This window comes from Streptomyces griseorubiginosus (assembly GCF_036345115.1).
GTDB lineage: Bacteria > Actinomycetota > Actinomycetes > Streptomycetales > Streptomycetaceae > Streptomyces > Streptomyces griseorubiginosus_C.
In genome coordinates this window covers 1,691,443-1,707,720 of sequence record NZ_CP107766.1, presented here as the reverse complement: position 1 = coordinate 1,707,720, position 16,278 = coordinate 1,691,443, and the positions used below count along the sequence as shown (strand labels likewise).

General features: G+C 73.0%; 15 protein-coding genes. 7 read left to right on the top strand and 8 right to left on the bottom strand.

Features of this window, described 5'->3' with window-relative positions:
- Positions 1-22: 22 nt before the first annotated feature.
- Positions 23-1,156, bottom strand: coding sequence for a Vms1/Ankzf1 family peptidyl-tRNA hydrolase (locus OHN19_RS07860; RefSeq protein WP_330263464.1), 1,134 nt, complete (start codon positions 1,154-1,156; stop codon positions 23-25).
- Positions 1,157-1,221: 65 nt separating this feature from the next.
- Between OHN19_RS07860 and OHN19_RS07855 the strand changes: the two genes are divergently transcribed.
- On the top strand, positions 1,222-1,503 hold the full coding sequence (locus tag OHN19_RS07855; protein WP_330263463.1) for a DUF6158 family protein: 282 nt from the start codon (positions 1,222-1,224) through the stop codon (positions 1,501-1,503).
- 123 nt (positions 1,504-1,626) lie between these two features.
- On the opposite strand, the gene OHN19_RS07850 is transcribed toward OHN19_RS07855, so the two are convergent.
- The 5 genes from OHN19_RS07850 to OHN19_RS07830 form a co-directional block, all read right to left on the bottom strand.
- Positions 1,627-3,738, bottom strand: a complete 2,112-nt coding sequence (locus OHN19_RS07850; RefSeq protein WP_330263462.1) for a catalase — start codon at positions 3,736-3,738, stop codon at positions 1,627-1,629.
- Positions 3,738-4,280, bottom strand: coding sequence for a type 1 glutamine amidotransferase domain-containing protein (locus OHN19_RS07845; protein ID WP_330263461.1), 543 nt, complete (start codon positions 4,278-4,280; stop codon positions 3,738-3,740). The genes OHN19_RS07850 and OHN19_RS07845 overlap by 1 nt, the downstream gene beginning before the upstream one ends.
- A gap of 79 nt (positions 4,281-4,359) precedes the next feature.
- A complete protein-coding gene (locus tag OHN19_RS07840; RefSeq protein ID WP_330263460.1) occupies positions 4,360-4,812 on the bottom strand; it encodes a CBS domain-containing protein in 453 nt (150 codons plus the stop codon).
- Positions 4,809-5,195 carry a DUF2795 domain-containing protein gene (locus tag OHN19_RS07835; RefSeq protein WP_330263459.1) on the bottom strand — a complete coding sequence of 129 codons (387 nt, stop codon included), beginning with the start codon at positions 5,193-5,195 and terminating at the stop codon, positions 4,809-4,811. Before OHN19_RS07835 ends, OHN19_RS07840 begins: the two co-directional genes overlap by 4 nt.
- A gap of 254 nt (positions 5,196-5,449) precedes the next feature.
- Positions 5,450-7,246 carry a thiamine pyrophosphate-requiring protein gene (locus tag OHN19_RS07830; protein WP_330263458.1) on the bottom strand — a complete coding sequence of 599 codons (1,797 nt, stop codon included), beginning with the start codon at positions 7,244-7,246 and terminating at the stop codon, positions 5,450-5,452.
- A 248-nt stretch (positions 7,247-7,494) separates the two neighbouring features.
- Between OHN19_RS07830 and OHN19_RS07825 the strand changes: the two genes are divergently transcribed.
- The 4 genes from OHN19_RS07825 (at position 7,495) to OHN19_RS07810 (ending at position 12,176) form a co-directional block, all read left to right on the top strand.
- Positions 7,495-8,292, top strand: coding sequence for an RNA polymerase sigma factor SigF (locus tag OHN19_RS07825; RefSeq protein ID WP_330263457.1), 798 nt, complete (start codon positions 7,495-7,497; stop codon positions 8,290-8,292).
- Positions 8,293-8,939: 647 nt separating this feature from the next.
- On the top strand, positions 8,940-9,656 hold the full coding sequence (locus OHN19_RS07820) for a hypothetical protein (RefSeq protein ID WP_330263456.1): 717 nt from the start codon (positions 8,940-8,942) through the stop codon (positions 9,654-9,656).
- Positions 9,657-9,858: 202 nt separating this feature from the next.
- Entirely contained in the window at positions 9,859-11,103 is a 1,245-nt protein-coding gene (locus tag OHN19_RS07815) for an aminotransferase class I/II-fold pyridoxal phosphate-dependent enzyme (protein ID WP_330263455.1), read from the top strand.
- Positions 11,100-12,176 (top strand): MBL fold metallo-hydrolase, encoded by a 1,077-nt coding sequence (locus OHN19_RS07810; protein ID WP_330263454.1) that lies wholly within the window; start codon positions 11,100-11,102, stop codon positions 12,174-12,176. Before OHN19_RS07815 ends, OHN19_RS07810 begins: the two co-directional genes overlap by 4 nt.
- A gap of 80 nt (positions 12,177-12,256) precedes the next feature.
- Here OHN19_RS07810 and OHN19_RS07805 read toward each other — a convergent pair whose 3' ends face one another.
- Together OHN19_RS07805 and OHN19_RS07800 are read right to left on the bottom strand one after the other, a co-directional pair.
- Positions 12,257-12,877: a DedA family protein gene (locus OHN19_RS07805; protein WP_330263453.1), complete on the bottom strand. Its 621-nt coding sequence runs from the start codon at positions 12,875-12,877 to the stop codon at positions 12,257-12,259.
- Positions 12,874-13,647, bottom strand: a complete 774-nt coding sequence (locus OHN19_RS07800) for an MBL fold metallo-hydrolase (protein WP_330263452.1) — start codon at positions 13,645-13,647, stop codon at positions 12,874-12,876. Before OHN19_RS07800 ends, OHN19_RS07805 begins: the two co-directional genes overlap by 4 nt.
- 83 nt (positions 13,648-13,730) lie before the next feature.
- Here OHN19_RS07800 and OHN19_RS07795 point away from each other — a divergent pair, with 83 nt between their 5' ends.
- Together OHN19_RS07795 and OHN19_RS07790 are read left to right on the top strand one after the other, a co-directional pair.
- Positions 13,731-14,132: a hypothetical protein gene (locus OHN19_RS07795; RefSeq protein ID WP_330263451.1), complete on the top strand. Its 402-nt coding sequence runs from the start codon at positions 13,731-13,733 to the stop codon at positions 14,130-14,132.
- A 73-nt stretch (positions 14,133-14,205) separates the two neighbouring features.
- A complete protein-coding gene (locus tag OHN19_RS07790) occupies positions 14,206-16,254 on the top strand; it encodes a phage holin family protein (RefSeq protein ID WP_330263450.1) in 2,049 nt (682 codons plus the stop codon).
- Positions 16,255-16,278: the final 24 nt, after the last annotated feature.

Genomic DNA, 16,278 nt, shown 5'->3' with positions numbered 1-16,278 from the left:
CACCGGGCCCTTCCGGGGCGTCTCACGCCCAGCGCAGCAGTGCGCCGAGGCCGCCCACCGGGACTTCCTCCCCGGAAGCCCCGGCAGCTCCCGCAGCTCCGGCGGCCGGTGTCACCGAGAGCGCCGGCGCGCCGGTCGCCACCGCCGACCTGATCAGCGCGTCGTCCGCACGGGCCGACCAGGAGTTCTGCTCGCCGAGGATCTTCAGCTCCGTACGGCGGACCGCCAGCTGGTCGGGATCCTCGCCGATCCACACCTCGCGGTGCGCGTCCGGGCCGTCCGGACGGATCAGGAGTTCGTCGATACGGTGCTCACGCGCCGCCTCGACCAGCGCGGGCACGCCCTCCACGGCGCCCGGACGCCCGTCGTCGCCCGGTGCACGGGCCGCGAGGAACCGTTCCAGCTCCCGCTCGGCGCGCTGCCGTACATGGCCGGTGCGGGCCCGTTCGACGTCCTCGTCGAGCAGCCGGCTGCCGGCGCCGTGCTCGGCCTCGACGACGAGGTCGTGCAGCCGCTTGGGCAGCCGCTCGCGCACCGACCGCTTCTCGCGCTCCTCACCGACCAGGATCAGCAGGTCGGCGCCGGTCTCCTCCTGGCAGACGGCGAGCGCGTCGGCGATCTCGGCCGCGTTGTGCTCCCAGGTGTTCTCCACCCGCAGCTGGAAGTGCCGCTCCGACCAGTCGGCCGTGCTCGTACGGTGCAGCGGCCACTGCTTCCCGGTCACCGAACCGGCGTCCCGCCGGCCCAGCGCGCCGCGCAGCTCGAAGTCGGCGCCCTTGCGGTCGACGTACGCCACCACGCAGACCGGGTCCTCGCCGGCCAGCTCCAGCAGCGGCGCGGTGTGCGGCAGCGGGGCCCAGCGGACCACGCCGGACTCGGGGGACCTGGTCAGCGGCGGGTCCAGGACCACCTTGCCGGCCCGCGCGAAGACGGCCCTGCCGTGCGGTTCGGACGAGTGCCGCAGGTCCTCCAGCGCCTCCCGCACCGCCCCGCAGGTGTCCTCGTCGGCCCCCTGCGCGGACAGCTCCCGGGCGACCGCGACCGCCGCGAGATGCCGCTCGTGGGGGGCGTCCTCCGTGTGGGGTGGGGTGTCCACGTACACGGAGGCCCAGGGGCCCTGATGTTCGTAGAGTGGATGCAGAAAGGCGAGATCCATGGTTCCCTCCCGGATGCCGCTCGGGGGCAGTGCGGTATTGCTTGCGGGGCGGGTACCCGAAGCGTATGGACGAACACGACGAGCGGGGTACCACCATGAACGGAGTCGACCCCAGCCGGTTGGACGACCAGCAGCTGATGAAGGAGCTGGAGACGATCCACCGCACGCGGCACGACACACTGCTCTACGCCTCGAACGACGCCCTCAGGGCGCACAACGAACGCATGGCACGCCTGGAGGGCGAGTACCTGCGCCGCAACCCGGACCGGACCGTGGCCGCGGGCCGCACCCGCGAGGGGGCGCGGGAGCGCAAGCCGGGGGAGTCGGCCAGTCCGGCGCTGGACTGACCGGGGCGTCACCGGTGACTCCCGGGCAGCCCCGGCGATCCGGAGCATCCGCACCGACAGCGGCCGGTGACCCGCCGATCGCGTGATCGACGGGTCACCGGTGACGCGCCCGGCGGGCCGCGCTCAGTGGCGCGTCGGCAGCCGGTCCCAGTGCCGGTGCGCGGCGATCGCGGCCACGAAGGCGTCCAGGAACTCCTCGCCCGCCGGGCCCGGAGACGTCTCCGTCACCACGCCCTGATCGCTCTCCACGTGGTGGAACTCCGTGGACAGCCGCAGCCCCTCCGGCTCCAGGGCCGACAGGATCCCGACGCCCGAGCCCAGCGCGCCGATCGGCTTGCCGTGCCGGTAGGCGTCCCGGACGAACCGCATCGCGTCCTGGTCGACGACCGCCGCCGGGGTGCCCGTGGGCCCGCCCGGCAGCAGGACGGCGTCGTACAGCACGGACGCGACGGTCGGCAGCGCGCGGTCGACGGTGTACAGCTCACCGTCGGCGCCCCGCACCTCGCCGTCCACCGGGGCCAGCGCCTCCACGATCGCGCCCTCGGCGGCCAGCCGCTCCCGCACCGAGGTCACCTGCTCGGCGTCGATCCCGTCGGTGACGAGGACCGCGATCTGACGGGTGCGGATCGAACCGTCGCCGCGCTGCGATTCCAGACTGAGCGCGGGGGAGACGGGCTTCGACGCCTCCGACGCCTCGTCGGTGAGTTGGGAAGGCTGTGGCACCCCGATGCCGCGGGCCACCTCGGTCGCCAACTCGCCGTTCACCTTGGCGAGTTGCTCGACCGTACGGGCCCGCACCGCCCGGGCGTCCACCTTGCCCAGCTCGAAGCGGAACGCCTCGACGATGTGCCGCTTCTCCCAGTCGGCCATGCTGTTCCAGAACATCGCCGGCTGGCTCCAGTGGTCCTGGAAGCTCGGGCTGCGCCGCCGGATCTTGTGCCCGTCCACGCGTTCCGCGTAGTGGGTGTAGGCGTGCCCGTCGGCGCCCGCGTGCGCCGGGCAGCCGCCGCCCAGGGAGTTCGGGAAGTAGTTCGTGCCCCGGTGGATCGCGCTCTGGTGGGCGCCGTCCCGCTGGTTGGTCCGCACCGGCGCCACCGGCCGGTTCACCGGCAGCTGCGCGAAGTTGGGGCCGCCGAGCCGGGTCAACTGGGTGTCCAGGTAGGAGAAGTTGCGGGCCTGGAGCAGCGGGTCGTTGGTGAAGTCGATGCCGGGCACGACGTTGGCGGTGTGGAAGGCGACCTGCTCGGTCTCCGCGAAGAAATTCTCCGGGTTGCGGTCCAGCACCATCCGGCCGATCGGCCGGACCGGCACCTGCTCCTCCGGGATCAGCTTGGTGGCGTCGAGCAGGTCGAAGTCGAACGCGAACTCGTCCTCCTCCGGCACCAGTTGGACGCCCAGCTCCCACTCCGGGTACTCGCCCGCCTCGATGGCGTTCCACAGGTCGCCCCGGTTGAAGTCCGGGTTGCGGCCCTGGCACTCCTGGGCCTCGTCCCACACCAGCGAGTGCGTGCCCAGCCGAGGCTTCCAGTGGAACTTCACGAAGGTGCCCCTGCCCTCCGCGTTCACGAAGCGGAAGGTGTGCACGCCGAAGCCCTGCATCATGCGGTAACTGCGCGGGATCGCCCGGTCCGACATCAGCCACATGATCGCGTGCAGGGTCTCCGGCTGGAGCGACACGAAGTCCCACAGGGTGTCGTGCGCGGAGGCGCCGGTGGGCATGTCGTTGTGCGGCTCCGGCTTCACCGCGTGCACGAAGTCGGGGAACTTGATGCCGTCCTGGATGAAGGAGACCGGGAAGTTGTTCCCGACCAGGTCGTAATTGCCCTCGGACGTATAGAACTTGGTGGCGAAGCCGCGCACGTCCCGCACGGTGTCCGCGGAGCCCTTCGGGCCCTGCACGGTCGAGAACCGCACGAAGACCGGGGTGCGCACCGCCGGGTCCTGGAGGAAGGCGGCCCGGGTGAACTCGGCGCAGGACTCGTACGGTTCGAAGTATCCGTACGCTCCCGCGCCCCGCGCGTGCACCACCCGCTCCGGGATCCGCTCGTGGTCGAAGCGGGTGAGCTTCTCCCGGAAGTGGAAGTCCTCCATCAGCGTCGGACCGCGCTCACCGGCGGCGAGCGAGTCGTCGGTGTGGTCGACCTCGACACCCTGGTCGGTGGTGAGCGGCCCGGCGGCCGGGTCGTCGGCGTGGAAGGCCTCACGCTGACGCTGCTTTCGGTCGGGGGAGTCCACTAAGCGGCCTCCTTCGCGAACACGTCAAGGAACGTCTCGCAGAACGCCTTGAGGTCGTCCGGTTTGCGGCTGGTGACCAGCTTGTTGTTCCCGTGGTCGCAGACCTTCACCTGCTCGTCCACCCAGGTGCCGCCCGCGTTGCGGATGTCCGTCTGAAGGCTCGGCCAGGAGGTGAGCACCCGGCCCCGAACGACGTCCGCCTCGACGAGGGTCCAGGGCGCGTGGCAGATCGCGGCCACCGGGCGCCCCTGGCTGAAGAAGTCCCGTACGAACGCCACGGCCTTCTCGTCCATCCGCAGGAAGTCCGGGTTCGCCACGCCGCCGGGCAGCACCAGTGCGCCGAAGGAGTCCGCGGACGTCTCGCCCACGACCTCCTGCACGGGGAAGGTGTCCGCCTTGTCGAGGTGGTCGAACGCCTGGATCGTGCCCGGCTTCGTCGAGACGAGCACGGGCTCGTGGCCCGCGTCCACCGCCGCCTGCCACGGATCGGTGAGCTCGATCTGCTCGACGCCCTCGGGTGCGGTCAGAAACGCGATGCGCATGATGGTTCAACGTCCTTTCCTGGAAAGCTTTTCCTCACAGCAGGGCCGGCTGATTCGTCACAGCAGGGCGGCTGTTTCCTCACAGCAGGTCTCGCGGGTCCTCGCCGGGCTCCGGGGCGGGCTCGGCGCGGCTGATGTCGGCCAGTGCCGAGCCCGGGTCCCGGTCCGCGGCGAGGTCGCCGAGGCTGACCATGCCGACGGGCAGGCCGTTCTCGACGACCGGCAGCCGCCGTACGGCGTGCGCCCGCATCAGCGCCGCCGCCTGCGTCACCGGATCGCCCGGGGCCACCGTCACCGGGTCCGGTGTGCACACCGACCGGGCGCTCACCGTCAGCGGATCGGCGCCGTCGGCGACGGCCCGGACCGTGATGTCCCGGTCGGTGAGCACCCCGACGACCTGCTGACCGTCGGCCACCACCACATCGCCGATGTCCTGCGAGCGCATCAGCCGCGCCGCCTCGACCAGCGAGGCGTCCGGGCGGACGGCCACCACCCCGGGCGTCATCACGTCCCGTACCAGCTCGGCGGTCACGGGCTGCCCTCCGTCCGGGTCAGTGCCCGCGCGAGCTCCTGGACATTGGGGTAGTGCTCCTTGCGCGGCAGCCCCTCCACGGCCTCGACGAGGGCGTCGGGGGCGTTCTTGCGGCGCAGTACCCGCACCAGCTCCACGGGAGTGGCGGGGAACGAGCTGCGGCCCAGGAGCCGGGCCAGCTCCAGTCGGACGCCCTCCAGCGACGCCCCCTCGCTGCCCGGGGTGACGGGCCCACCCCAGACCTGCGGATCGTCGTCGGCGGTGGGCTCCGGGTCGTTCCACTCCTCGCTCCGGGTCGGGTGCCCGGAACGGAGCAGACCCTGGAGTTCGTGCTTCATCTCGTCGTCGCGGTGGCGGCTGAGCCGGTCGCTGCCTCGCTGCATGTCTCCCTCCAGATCTTCGGGTCCGCACCGCGTACCCGAGACCCGGCCGCCGACACGGGGTTTGCCCGGCCGAAGCGGGGAGACCCGAACCGGACCCCCCGCGCACCTCCCTTGGGAAGGACTGGCGATGGTGCTCCTCGCCGCGCTCATACCGATCCTCATGCTCGCCGCCTTGCTCGCGCTCGGCCGCTACGAGGAGCTGATGCTCCCGGAGCCGGAGAGCGACCGGCTCGAACCGGCCGCCCTCCCGGTGGCTACTTCTTCTCCCGCCCCGGCAGGAACTCCTGCACCTTCGCCTTGAAGCCCTGCTTCACCATGGCCCCCCGGTCCGCGTCCCCCTTGAGGATCGCGGCGGCCGTGGCCTCCATCTGCTCCCAGGTCGCGTGCGGCGGGATCGGCGGCACGGCCGGATCGGTCAGGAACTCCAGGACCGCGGGCCCGTCCGCCGCGAGACCGGCCCGCCAGGCCGCCTCGACGTCCTCCGGCTTCTCCACCCGGATCCCGGTCAGCCCCAGCGAGCGGGCGAACGCGGCGTACTGCACGTCCGGCAGCTGCTGCGAGGGCAGGAACGAGGGGGCGCCCTCCATGGACCGCATCTCCCAGGTCACCTGGTTGAGGTCGTGGTTGTTCCAGATGGCGATGACCAGCCGCGGGTCCTCCCACAGCTCCCGGTACTTGGCCGCCGTGATCAGCTCCGCCATGCCGTTCATCTGCATCGCCCCGTCCCCGACCAGGGCGATCGCCGGCCGGTCCGGATGCGCGAACTTCGCGCCGATCGCGTACGGAACCCCGGGGCCCATCGTCGCCAGCGTGCCGGAGAGCGAGGAGCGCATTCCCGGCCGCATGGTCAGGTGCCGGGCGTACCAGTTGGCGGTGGACCCGGAGTCGGAGGTGACGATCGCGTTGTCCGGCAGCAGCGGGTCCAGCGCACGGGCCACGTACTCCGGGTTGATCGGGTCGGCCGACTGCTGCGCCCGCCGGTCCATCACGTCACGCCAGTGCTTGACGTTGTCGCACACCGTCGCGTACCACTCGCGCTCGCCGCGTTCGGCGTCCAGCAGCGGGATCAGCCGCTGGAGCGTCGCCTTCGCGTCGCCGACGAGATTCACCTCGTACGGGTAGCGCATCCCGATCATGTGCGGGTCGATGTCGATCTGCACGCCCCGCGCCTTGCCGAACTCCGGCAGGAACTGCGTGTAGGGGAACGACGACCCGATGGTCAGCAGGGTGTCGCAGTCCCGCATGAGCTCGTACGACGGACGCGTGCCGAGCAGCCCGATCGAGCCGGTGACATACGGGAGTTCGTCGCTCAGGGCGTCCTTGCCGAGCAGTGCCTTGGCGACACCCGCGCCGAGCATCTCGGCGACCCGCTCCACCTCGGCCCGCGCCCCGGCCGCGCCCTGGCCGATCAGGATCGCGGGCTTGTCACCGGAGTTGAGGATCTCCGCGGCACGCTGGAGCGACTCCTCGGAGGGCACCGCGGTCCAGGCACTGCGGTCCAGGCTGGACGGCACCATCTTGAACTCGTGCGTGGGCGGCGAGTAGTCCAGCTCCTGGACGTCCCCGGGAACGATGATCGCGGTGGGGCACCGGCGGGCGTACGCGGTGCGGATCGCCCGGTCCAGGACGTTCGGCAGCTGCTCGGGAACCGTCACCGTCTCCACGAACTCCGAGGCGACGTCCTTGAACAGCGTGTGCAGGTCGACCTCCTGCTGGTACGAGCCGCCCATCGCGGTGCGGTGCGTCTGGCCGACGATCGCCAGCACCGGCACATGGTCCAGCTTCGCGTCGTACAGGCCGTTGAGCAGGTGGATCGCGCCGGGCCCCGACGTGGCCGCGCACACTCCGACACGGCCGCTGAACTTGGCGTAGCCGACCGCCTCGAACGCGGACATCTCCTCGTGCCGGGACTGCACGAACCGCGGCTTGTTGTCGGCCCGGCCCCAGGCCGCCAGCAGGCCGTTAATGCCGTCGCCCGGATAGCCGAAGACGTGCTCCACACCCCACTCGCGCAACCGTTCGAGGATGTGATCGGACACCTTGGTGCTCATGGGCTGACCTCCCGGACATGGATGGCACAGGCAGCCCTACGAGTCACCCTGCGGGCCCGCGGAAAACCTGCCCCCGGTGTTTGGCGCGCGGGGCCGGGGGCAGGCGCAGTCCCAGTGCTTCGGACCGGAGGCACGTCCGTGGGAGCGGCCCCCCTGCCGCCACGGTCGCGTCTGTCCGGTCCCCCTCGCGGACGCGCTCCCACACCGATCGTCCAACCCAGAGCACGATCTAGGGAGTTGCGACGCACATGCCCACTTCAGTGAGCGCGAAGCACCACCCGCACGACGACGCCCCCGACACCGCCGACGCCTTCCGCCGGCTCGCCGAACTGCCCCCGGGGCTTGAGCGCGACACCCTGCGCGGACAGGTCGTGGAGGCCTGGCTGCCCATGGCCGACCGGCTCGCAGGACGCTTCCGCAGCCGCGGCGAGAGCTTGGACGACCTGCGCCAGGTCGCCGCGCTCGGCCTGGTCAAGGCCGTCGACCGCTACGACCCCGCACGCGGCCACGCCTTCGAGAGCTACGCCGTGCCCACCATCACCGGTGAGATCAAGCGGCACTTCCGCGACCACATGTGGACGCTGCACGTGCCCCGCCGGGTCCAGGACCTGCGCAACCGGGTCCGGTTCGCCGTCCAGGACCTCACCCAGACGATTCCGGGGCGCAGGCCCACCGTCGCCGAGATCGCCGCGCAGGCGAACATGAGCGAGGAGGACGTCCTGGTCGGTCTGGAGGCCCTGGAGAGCTTCACCGCTCTCTCCCTCGACGCCGAACTGCCCGGCAGCGAGGACGGTTACTCCCTCGCCGACGCCCTCGGCTCGCTCGACCCCGCGCTGGACACGGTCGTCGACCGCGAGGCCGTCAAACCCCGCCTCGCCGCGCTGTCCGAGCGGGAGCGGGCGATCCTCTACATGCGCTTCTTCGCCGACATGACCCAGAGCCGCATCGCCGAGCAACTCGGCATCTCCCAGATGCACGTCTCCCGCCTGATCAGCCGCTGCTGCGGCCGACTGCGCGAGCAGATCATGAGGGACGCGGCTGCCTGAGGGCGGGGCGGGTCCTGTCCGCCGGGATCCGTGTCGCGCGCGTCGTGGGCGGGGGCCCGCGTCCAGGGTCTCGTGCGCCGAGGTCTGTGGGTCGGGGTTCGTGCCTGGGGCCTGTGGGGCGGGGATCCGTGCCTGGGGCCCGTGCGTCGGGGTTTGTGCGCAGGGCGCCGTGCGTGGGGGCCGGGTCGTGGGCCTCGTGCGGCGGGTCCGCGGGTCGGGGTTCGTGCTTAGGGCCCTGGCATCGGGGTCCGTGCGCATGGCGGTCTGTGTCGGGGGGCCTGTGGGGCGGGGATTCGTACCTGGGGCCTCGTGCGCCGTGACCCGCGTCCAGGGCCTCGTGCGCCGCGGCCCGAGCGTCGGGACCTGTGCCCAGGGCCTGTGTGTCGGTGGGCGTGCGTAAGGCGTCGTGCGGTGGGCCGGGCCCAGAGCCCGTGTGTTGGGGTCCGTGACCAGGGCCTCGTGTGCCGCGGCCCCTGTCACCCGCTCGGCCCTCCCCGTCCCGCCAATGGCCTTCGGCCGCGCGCGGCATGGGGAGGGGCGGGGTGTGATGGCTGTGGGTGCGACCGTCGTGCCCCCGGTCCGGTCGTCGTGGTCCCGATGCTCGACGGCGGGCCCCGCAGCCGTCGTCGGCCGAAGGAGTCCACCCCATGCGCCGCACCGCCCGTCTCCGGGCCCTGTCCGTCGTCCTCCCCGCGCTCGGAATCACCCTGGGCGTCGCCGCACCGAGCGCCTTCGCCGACCCGGCCGCCGAGGTCAGCCCCAGCAGTGTCCAGCCGGGCGGCAGCGTCACCGTGTCCGTCTCCTGCGATCCCGGCGGCGGTACGCCCCCCGCCACCCTCGACGCCACCTCCGAGGCCTTCGAGACGGAGACCGTACGGCTGCAACTGGTGACCGGCAACGAGGACGCGGTCTCCGGCCCCGCCTACAGCGGCACCGCGCGCGTCTCCACCGATCCGGAGCTCCAGGACGGCGCCGGAGGTGTCGGCCCGGACTCCGCGTGGACCGTCGACGGCACCTGCCCCACCGCCGACCGCGCACCGGGCAAGGCCTGGAGCGCCACCTTCACCGTCACCCGCGGCACGGGTACCGGTACCGGCACGGCCACCGACAGCGGCGGCCGCCGCCCGTGCGCCGAACCGAGCGTCGAGCCGTACACCGAGCCACGTACCGAGACCCGCAGCGAGACCTGCGCCACCGCCGTCATCCAGCGCCCGGTCCGCGCGGGCCAGGGCGGCTCCTTCACGGACAGCGTGCCCGCCCTGGTCACCGGCGGCCTGCTGATCGCGGGCGCCGCGGCCGGCGCCGTGTACCGGCTGCGCCGCCGGACTCCCGCAGGTCCCGCAGCTCCCGCGGGGGACGGCTGAGGACATCGGCCGGGCCGGCGACCAGGCGCCCGCGCAGGCGCGAAACGTCAGGCCGGTGTGACGGGTGCAACCCGCACGGGTGGCCATGGGCCCACGGCACCGTGGGTACTCAGACCGCGAGGAGCGTGCCGGCAGTGCAAGGCGTGGCAGAACGCGACGGCGGACCGGACGAGCCACCGCGGAGCGGCTGACGGAGGTGACCATGCGGACCGACCCGGAGGGCCACGGCCCCGTCCGCTACGGCCCCCCGCTCCCCGACGACGGCCTGCCCGTCCTGCCCGAGCTCACCGCCGTCCTCGCCGCCGCGGCCGCCCGCCCCCACGCCGAACCGGTCGGCGGCGGCACCCCGCTCCTGGAAGCCGCCTGCGACTTCGGTGCCCGGCGCGGCCTGCCCGCCCGGCCCGACCACGTGGCCGCCGCCCCCGGTGCCCCCGCCCTGCTGCTCGCCCTGACCGCCGTGCTCGGCGGCGACGTCCTGGTGCCCCGGCCCTGCGCCGCCTGGTGGGCGCCGTACGCGCGCCTGTTGGGACGACCCGTCTTCCACGTGGCGACGCCGGCCGAGTGCGGCGGTGTCCCGGACCCGTACGCCCTGCTGGAGACCGTGCGCCGGGTGCGTGCCGAGGGCGGTGACCCGCGGCTGCTGGTGCTGTCGGTCGCCGACGACCCCACCGCCACCGTCGCCCCGCCCGAGGTGCTGCACGAGACCGTCGAGGCCGCCGCGGGCGAGGGCCTGCACCTGGTCAGCGACGAGACCTGGCGCGACACCCTGCATGCCCCGCACGAGACGGTGCTGCTCAGCCCCGCCGACATGCTGCCCGACCGGGTCACCGTCGTCACCGACCTGGCCGGCGGCCTGCTGCCCACCGGCTGGCCGGCCGCGATCGCCCGCTTCCCGGCCAACGGCAGCGGCGACGGCCTGCGCGCACGCGTGCTGGACGTGCTCACCGCGCTCGGCGCCCGCATCGCCGCCCCGGTCGCCGCGGTCGCCGCCCACGCCCTCACCGAGCCCGGACCGGTCACCGCCCACCGCGCGGCCGTCGTGGACCTCCACGCGCGCGTGGCCGCCGCCGCGCACGCCGTCGTCGTCGGTGCGGGCGCCCTCTCCCTGCCCCCGCGGGCCGGCCGCCACCTCTACGTCGACCTCGGCCCGCTGCGCCCCGCCCTCACCGCGCAGGGCGTGGGCGACGCCCAGGACCTCGAGGACCTCCTCACCGCCCGGCTGGGCATGCCCGCGCCCGGCGGCCACCGCTTCGGCGACGACCTCGGCGCGCTGCGGGTACGCCTGGCCACCGGTCCGCTGCTCGGGGACTCCGACGAGGAACGCGCGGAATGCCTCAGGTCACCCACACCGTTGGAACTGCCACACGTGCAACGCGCGTTGACCACCTTGAAGACGGTCTTCGACGACCTCCGCGACGACGCTCAGCGATGGGAGCCTCCTCGATGACGCAGCAGTCCGAGTCGACCACCAGCACCCGAGTGGCCGACGAGTCCCCGGCCCCCTCCTCCGTCGCGCCCGTCCCCCCGCCGCCGCTCGCCGAACCGCGCCCGCTGGGGGAGCGCAGAGTGTGGCCGCGGTCCTTCCACGACCGGCTGACCGCCCCGCTGCCCGGCCTGAAGGCCATGGCCCGCTTCGCCCGCGAGGGCGCCGTACGCCCCGGCCCCGAGGGCCTGGCCGACATCCCGAACCTGCCCTACGCACCAGGCCCGTTGCCCGCCGTCGACGCCCGCACGGTCGCCGTCTCCTGGGCGGGACACGCGAGTTGGGTCGTGCGGATCGGCGGCCTGACCGTCCTCACCGACCCCGTCTGGTCCCGCCGCATCCTCGGCACCCCCGCCCGCATCACCCCGGTCGGCATCGACTGGCACGCGCTGCCGCGCATCGACGCCGTCGTCATCAGCCACAACCACTACGACCACCTCGACGCCCCGACCCTGCGCCGGCTGCCGCGCGACACCCCGGTCTTCGTCCCGGCCGGACTGGCCCGCTGGTTCCACCGCCGCCGCTTCACCGCGGTCACCGAACTCGACTGGTGGGAGGCGGCCGAACTGAGCGGTGTCCGCTTCGACTTCGTCCCGGCCCACCACTGGTCCAAGCGCTCCCTCACCGACACCTGCCGCACCCTCTGGGGCGGCTGGGTCCTCACCGCGCAGGACGGACAGCGCGTCTACTTCGCCGGCGACACGGGCTACGGCCACTGGTTCTCCCGCATCGGCGACCGCTACCCCGGCATCGACCTCGCCCTGCTCCCCATCGGCGCCTACGACCCCCGCTGGTGGCTCAGCGACGTCCACTGCGACCCGGAGGAGGCGGTCCGGGCAACCCAGGACCTGGGCGCGAAGCGAATGGCCCCGATGCACTGGGCCACGTTCGTCCTGTCGGCGGAACCGGTACTGGAGCCGCTGACGCGGGTGCGGGCGGCATGGGAGAAAGCGGGCCTGGCGCGCGAGAACCTATGGGATGTGCCGGTAGGGGGTTCCAGGGTGCTGCCTCAGAAGGGGGCGAGTGGACCTGCCTAGGGGCGCGGGGCTGTATCGATGTGCGGCTCCGCCGCGTGGGCGCGACAAGCCACAACACACCCGCACTCCGCAACGAAACATCATTTGGCAGCCCGAACCCGCTTCCAAACACTCGGCGCCGCACTGATCGCAACAGTCAGCACAACCGCCGCCACAACCCCTTCCCACGGCTCCTCGAACAGCGACCCACCCAGAATCCCGATCAACTGATACGTCACCGCCCACGCCAGACACGCCGGCAGATTCCCCCGCACGAACCGCCGCAGCGGCCACTCCGCCATCAGACAGGCCAGCATCACCGGAATCCGCCCGGCCGGCACCAGCCGGGACAGCACCAGCACAGCGACCCCGTGGTCCGCCAACTTCCCCTGCGCCTGGGACAGCCGCTCCTCCGGCGCCCGGGACCGGATCGCCTCCAGCCACCGCGAGCCGTTCTTCGACTTCATCCCGCGCCGCCCCAGCCAGTACAGGGCGATGTCCCCGAGGAACGCGGCGAGCGAGGCGGTGACGAACACCAGCGTCAGACTCAGCGGCTCCGTCCGGTGGAAGGCCACCACGGCGGCCGAACTCACCAACGCCCCCGTCGGCACCACGGGCACCAACGCCCCCAGAAACACCAGCAGGAACAGCGTCGGATAGCCGATCGCCTGTCCCGCCGCCCCCGTCGCCGCCCCCGTGGAGGCGGCTGCGAGCCACCTCACCGCGCGACCTCCAACCGCACACTCTCCCCGTGCCCCAGCCGGTGCACGTCCACCCCCGGCGCGAACTCCGCGGCCCACCGCACGAACTCGGCGCCCGGCGCGTGGAACTCGTGCGGCCGCACCGCGTCCATCCCGATCGGCCAGTACGTCCCGTAGTGCACCGGCACCGCGCTGCGCGGCGAGAGCTGCGCCAGCGCCCGGGCCGCGCGCCCCGCGTCGAGGTGCCCCTCCCCGAGATACGGCCCCCACCCGCCGACCGGCAGCAGGGCCACGTCGACCGGTCCGACCTCCTTGGCCATGTCGTCGAACAGGCCGGTGTCCCCGGCGAAGTACGTCCGTGCCGAGCCCTCGACGACGTAACCGAGCGCGGGGGAGCGGTGCGGGCCGACCGGCAGCCGCCGTCCGTCGTGCAGGGCGGGCACCGCGCGTATGAGGAGGTCGCCGACGCGCCGCTCGTCCCCGGGGGCCACCTCCTCCACCCGGAGATGGGTGAGCCGGCGCAGCCCCGGCACCTGGCGTGGTGCGCCCCGGGGCACGAGCAGGCGCGTGCCCGGCTCCAGCCTGGCCAGCGAGGGAACGTGCAGGTGGTCGGCGTGCAGATGGGAGACGAGCGCGACGTCCGCGCGCCAGGCGGCGGGCGGCGGAACCGCCCCGCGGCGCCGGCGCAGATGCGCGAGCCGGCGTGCGAACAAGGGGTCGGTGAGTACACGTACGTCCGAATCCGAGACCGTGCACGTCGCGTGACCCCACCAGGTGATCTCCACCGGCACCTCTTTGCCTCCTTCGCGCGACTCCCCGAAGCCTACGGGCTGGAGTAGGGTCGGCGGCGAAACCCGGAGGTGAGGGGGACACCATGGGACCGGTCCGTGTCACGGCGATCGCGAGTCTGACGCCGTTGGAAGAGCTGGACGCCGACCCCTTCCTGGTGGACTCCCGCAGCCAGCACGCGATGTGCGCGCGCTGGGCCGCGGAGCGCGGGTACACCGTGCGGCGGGAACTGCTGGTGCGGGGGCTCAGGGCCGACCACTGCGTGCTGTGGGACGGGGTGCGGGCCGGCAGCGACCTCTTCGTCGCGCCGAGCCGCCGGGTCCTGGAGAGCGCCCTGTCCTCCGTGGACGAGTTCGTCGCCGAGTGCGCCCGGCGCGGGGTGCGGGTGGAGACGGTGGGCTTCGCCGAGCCCCGGTACGACGCCCAGATGAAGGCCAGCGTGCACCGCAGGCTGTCGATGCCCACGGCGGGATACGACGGACGCTGACTGTCCGACCCGTATGACACGCTGGTCCCAGCGCCCGCACCGACGACGGGCCGGGACGTGAGGTGTACGGGGCGTGGTGGCGGGGCGTTGGCGGCGGGTGGCCAGTCAGGTCGGGCGGAGCGTCACGGTGTGGGCCGTCTCGACGCTCACCATGCTCGTGCTGGCCGGCATCCTGCCGGACTTCCAGATCCAGTCCCCCGACGGGGACAGTGCCACCCGGATCGCCGTGACGGCCGCGTTCGGCGCGGGCGCCTTCGGTCTGCTGTCCGCCCTGGTGTGGCCGCTGCTCGTGCGGCTCTTCCTCCTTGTGCCCACCCTCGTCCTCGGGCTGCTGGTCTTCGTGCTCAACGGCTCCCTGCTGCTGCTCGCGCTGCGGATCAACCCGTCGGGGCGGGGCGAGGTGGCCCCCGAGACGGCCGTCGTGGTGGCCGCCGTGATGTCCGCGGTGGCCTCCGCCACCGGCGGTGCGCTGGCCGTACGCGACGACGACGCCTACCGGCGCCGGCTCTACCGGCTCGCCGACCGCCGCCGCAGAAACCGCCCGCCCGGCCCCGCCACCCCCGGCACGCTCTTCCTCCAGCTCGACGGCGTCGGCCACGACGTCCTGCTCGCCGCGGTCGACAAGGGCCTGATGCCCACCGTCGCCCGGTGGCTGGAGCGCCCCACCCACCGGCTCACCTCCTGGCGCACCGACTGGTCCAGCCAGACCGGCGCCAGCCAGCTCGGCATCCTGCACGGCAGCAATCACGACGTCCCCGCCTTCCGCTGGTACGAGAAGGACCGCGGCGAGGTGATGGTCTGCAACCGCCCCACCAGCGCCGTCGAGCTCCAGCGCCGGGCCGTGGAGCAGGCGGGACACGGCGGGCTGCTCGTCGTGGACGGGGCCAGCCGCGGCAACCTCTTCTCCGGCGGCGCCGAGGAACAGGCCCTCGTCCTGTCCATCGCCACCCGCCGCCGCAGCCGTGAGACCCGGTCCCGGGCGGGCTACTTCGCCTACTTCTCCGACCCCGCCAACGCCGTCCGCACCGCCTTGTCCTTCTTCGCCGAGGTCGGCCGCGAGATCGGCCAGTCGACCCGCGCCCGCGTCCGCAAGGAGCGCCCGCGCGTGGGCCGCGGGGGCCTGTACCCGCTCGTGCGGGCCTTCGCGACCGTCGTGGAGCGGGACGTCGTGGTCGCCGCCGTCATGGGCGACATGCTCACGGGGCACACCGCGATCTACGCCGACCTCGTGGCCTACGACGAGGTCGCCCACCACTCCGGGCCGACCAGCCGGGACGCGGCGAAGGTCCTCCAGCGCCTGGACCGGTCGCTCGCACTGATCGAGAACGTCGCCGAGCACGCCCCGCGCCGGTACCGGATCGTCGTTCTCTCCGACCACGGCCAGAGCCCCGGCGAGACCTTCCGCACCCGCTACGGCCTCACCCTCGGCGACCTGGTCCGGGCCGGCTGCGGACTGCCCGTGCCGCGCAAGGCCGACCGCACCCACAGCGGCGCCGAGGCCCGCGCCGCCGTCCGGGCCGCGCTGCGCAGGCCGGGCAAGGAGGGCCGCGAGCAGTACCGGCCCGCGCGGGACTCCGAGCCCATCGTGCTGGCCTCGGGGAACCTCGGGCTGGTGTCCTTCCCCGATGTGCACCACCGGATGAGCAAGGAGGAGATCGACGCACGGCACCCGGCCCTGCTGACCACGCTCGCCAACCATCCCGGCATCGGGTTCCTCCTCGTACGCAGCGAGGAGCACGGCGGGGTGGTCCTCGGACCGTTCGGCACGGAGATTCCGCTCGACCGACTGGACGAGAATCCGGGGCCGTTGGCCGACTTCGGGCCCGGCGCGGTGGAGGCGGTACGGCGTACGCACTCCTTTCCGCACACCGCCGACATCATGGTCAACTCCTGGTACGACCCGGCGGAGGGGGAGGTGCTGGCGTTCGAGGAGCAGATCGGGTCGCACGGGGGTCTTGGTGGGGCCCAGGGGAAGCCGTTCCTGTTGTCGCCGCTCGCCCTGTCCGCGCCGCCTGAGGGGCTTCACGGGGCGGAGGGGGTTCATCAGGTGCTGCGTCGGTGGCTCGATGAAGCGGGGGGTCCTCAAGTGCCGTTGGAGAGGGCTGAGGAGAAGGCCGCGTAGTTTCGTAGTCTGCGGGTCGGTGGG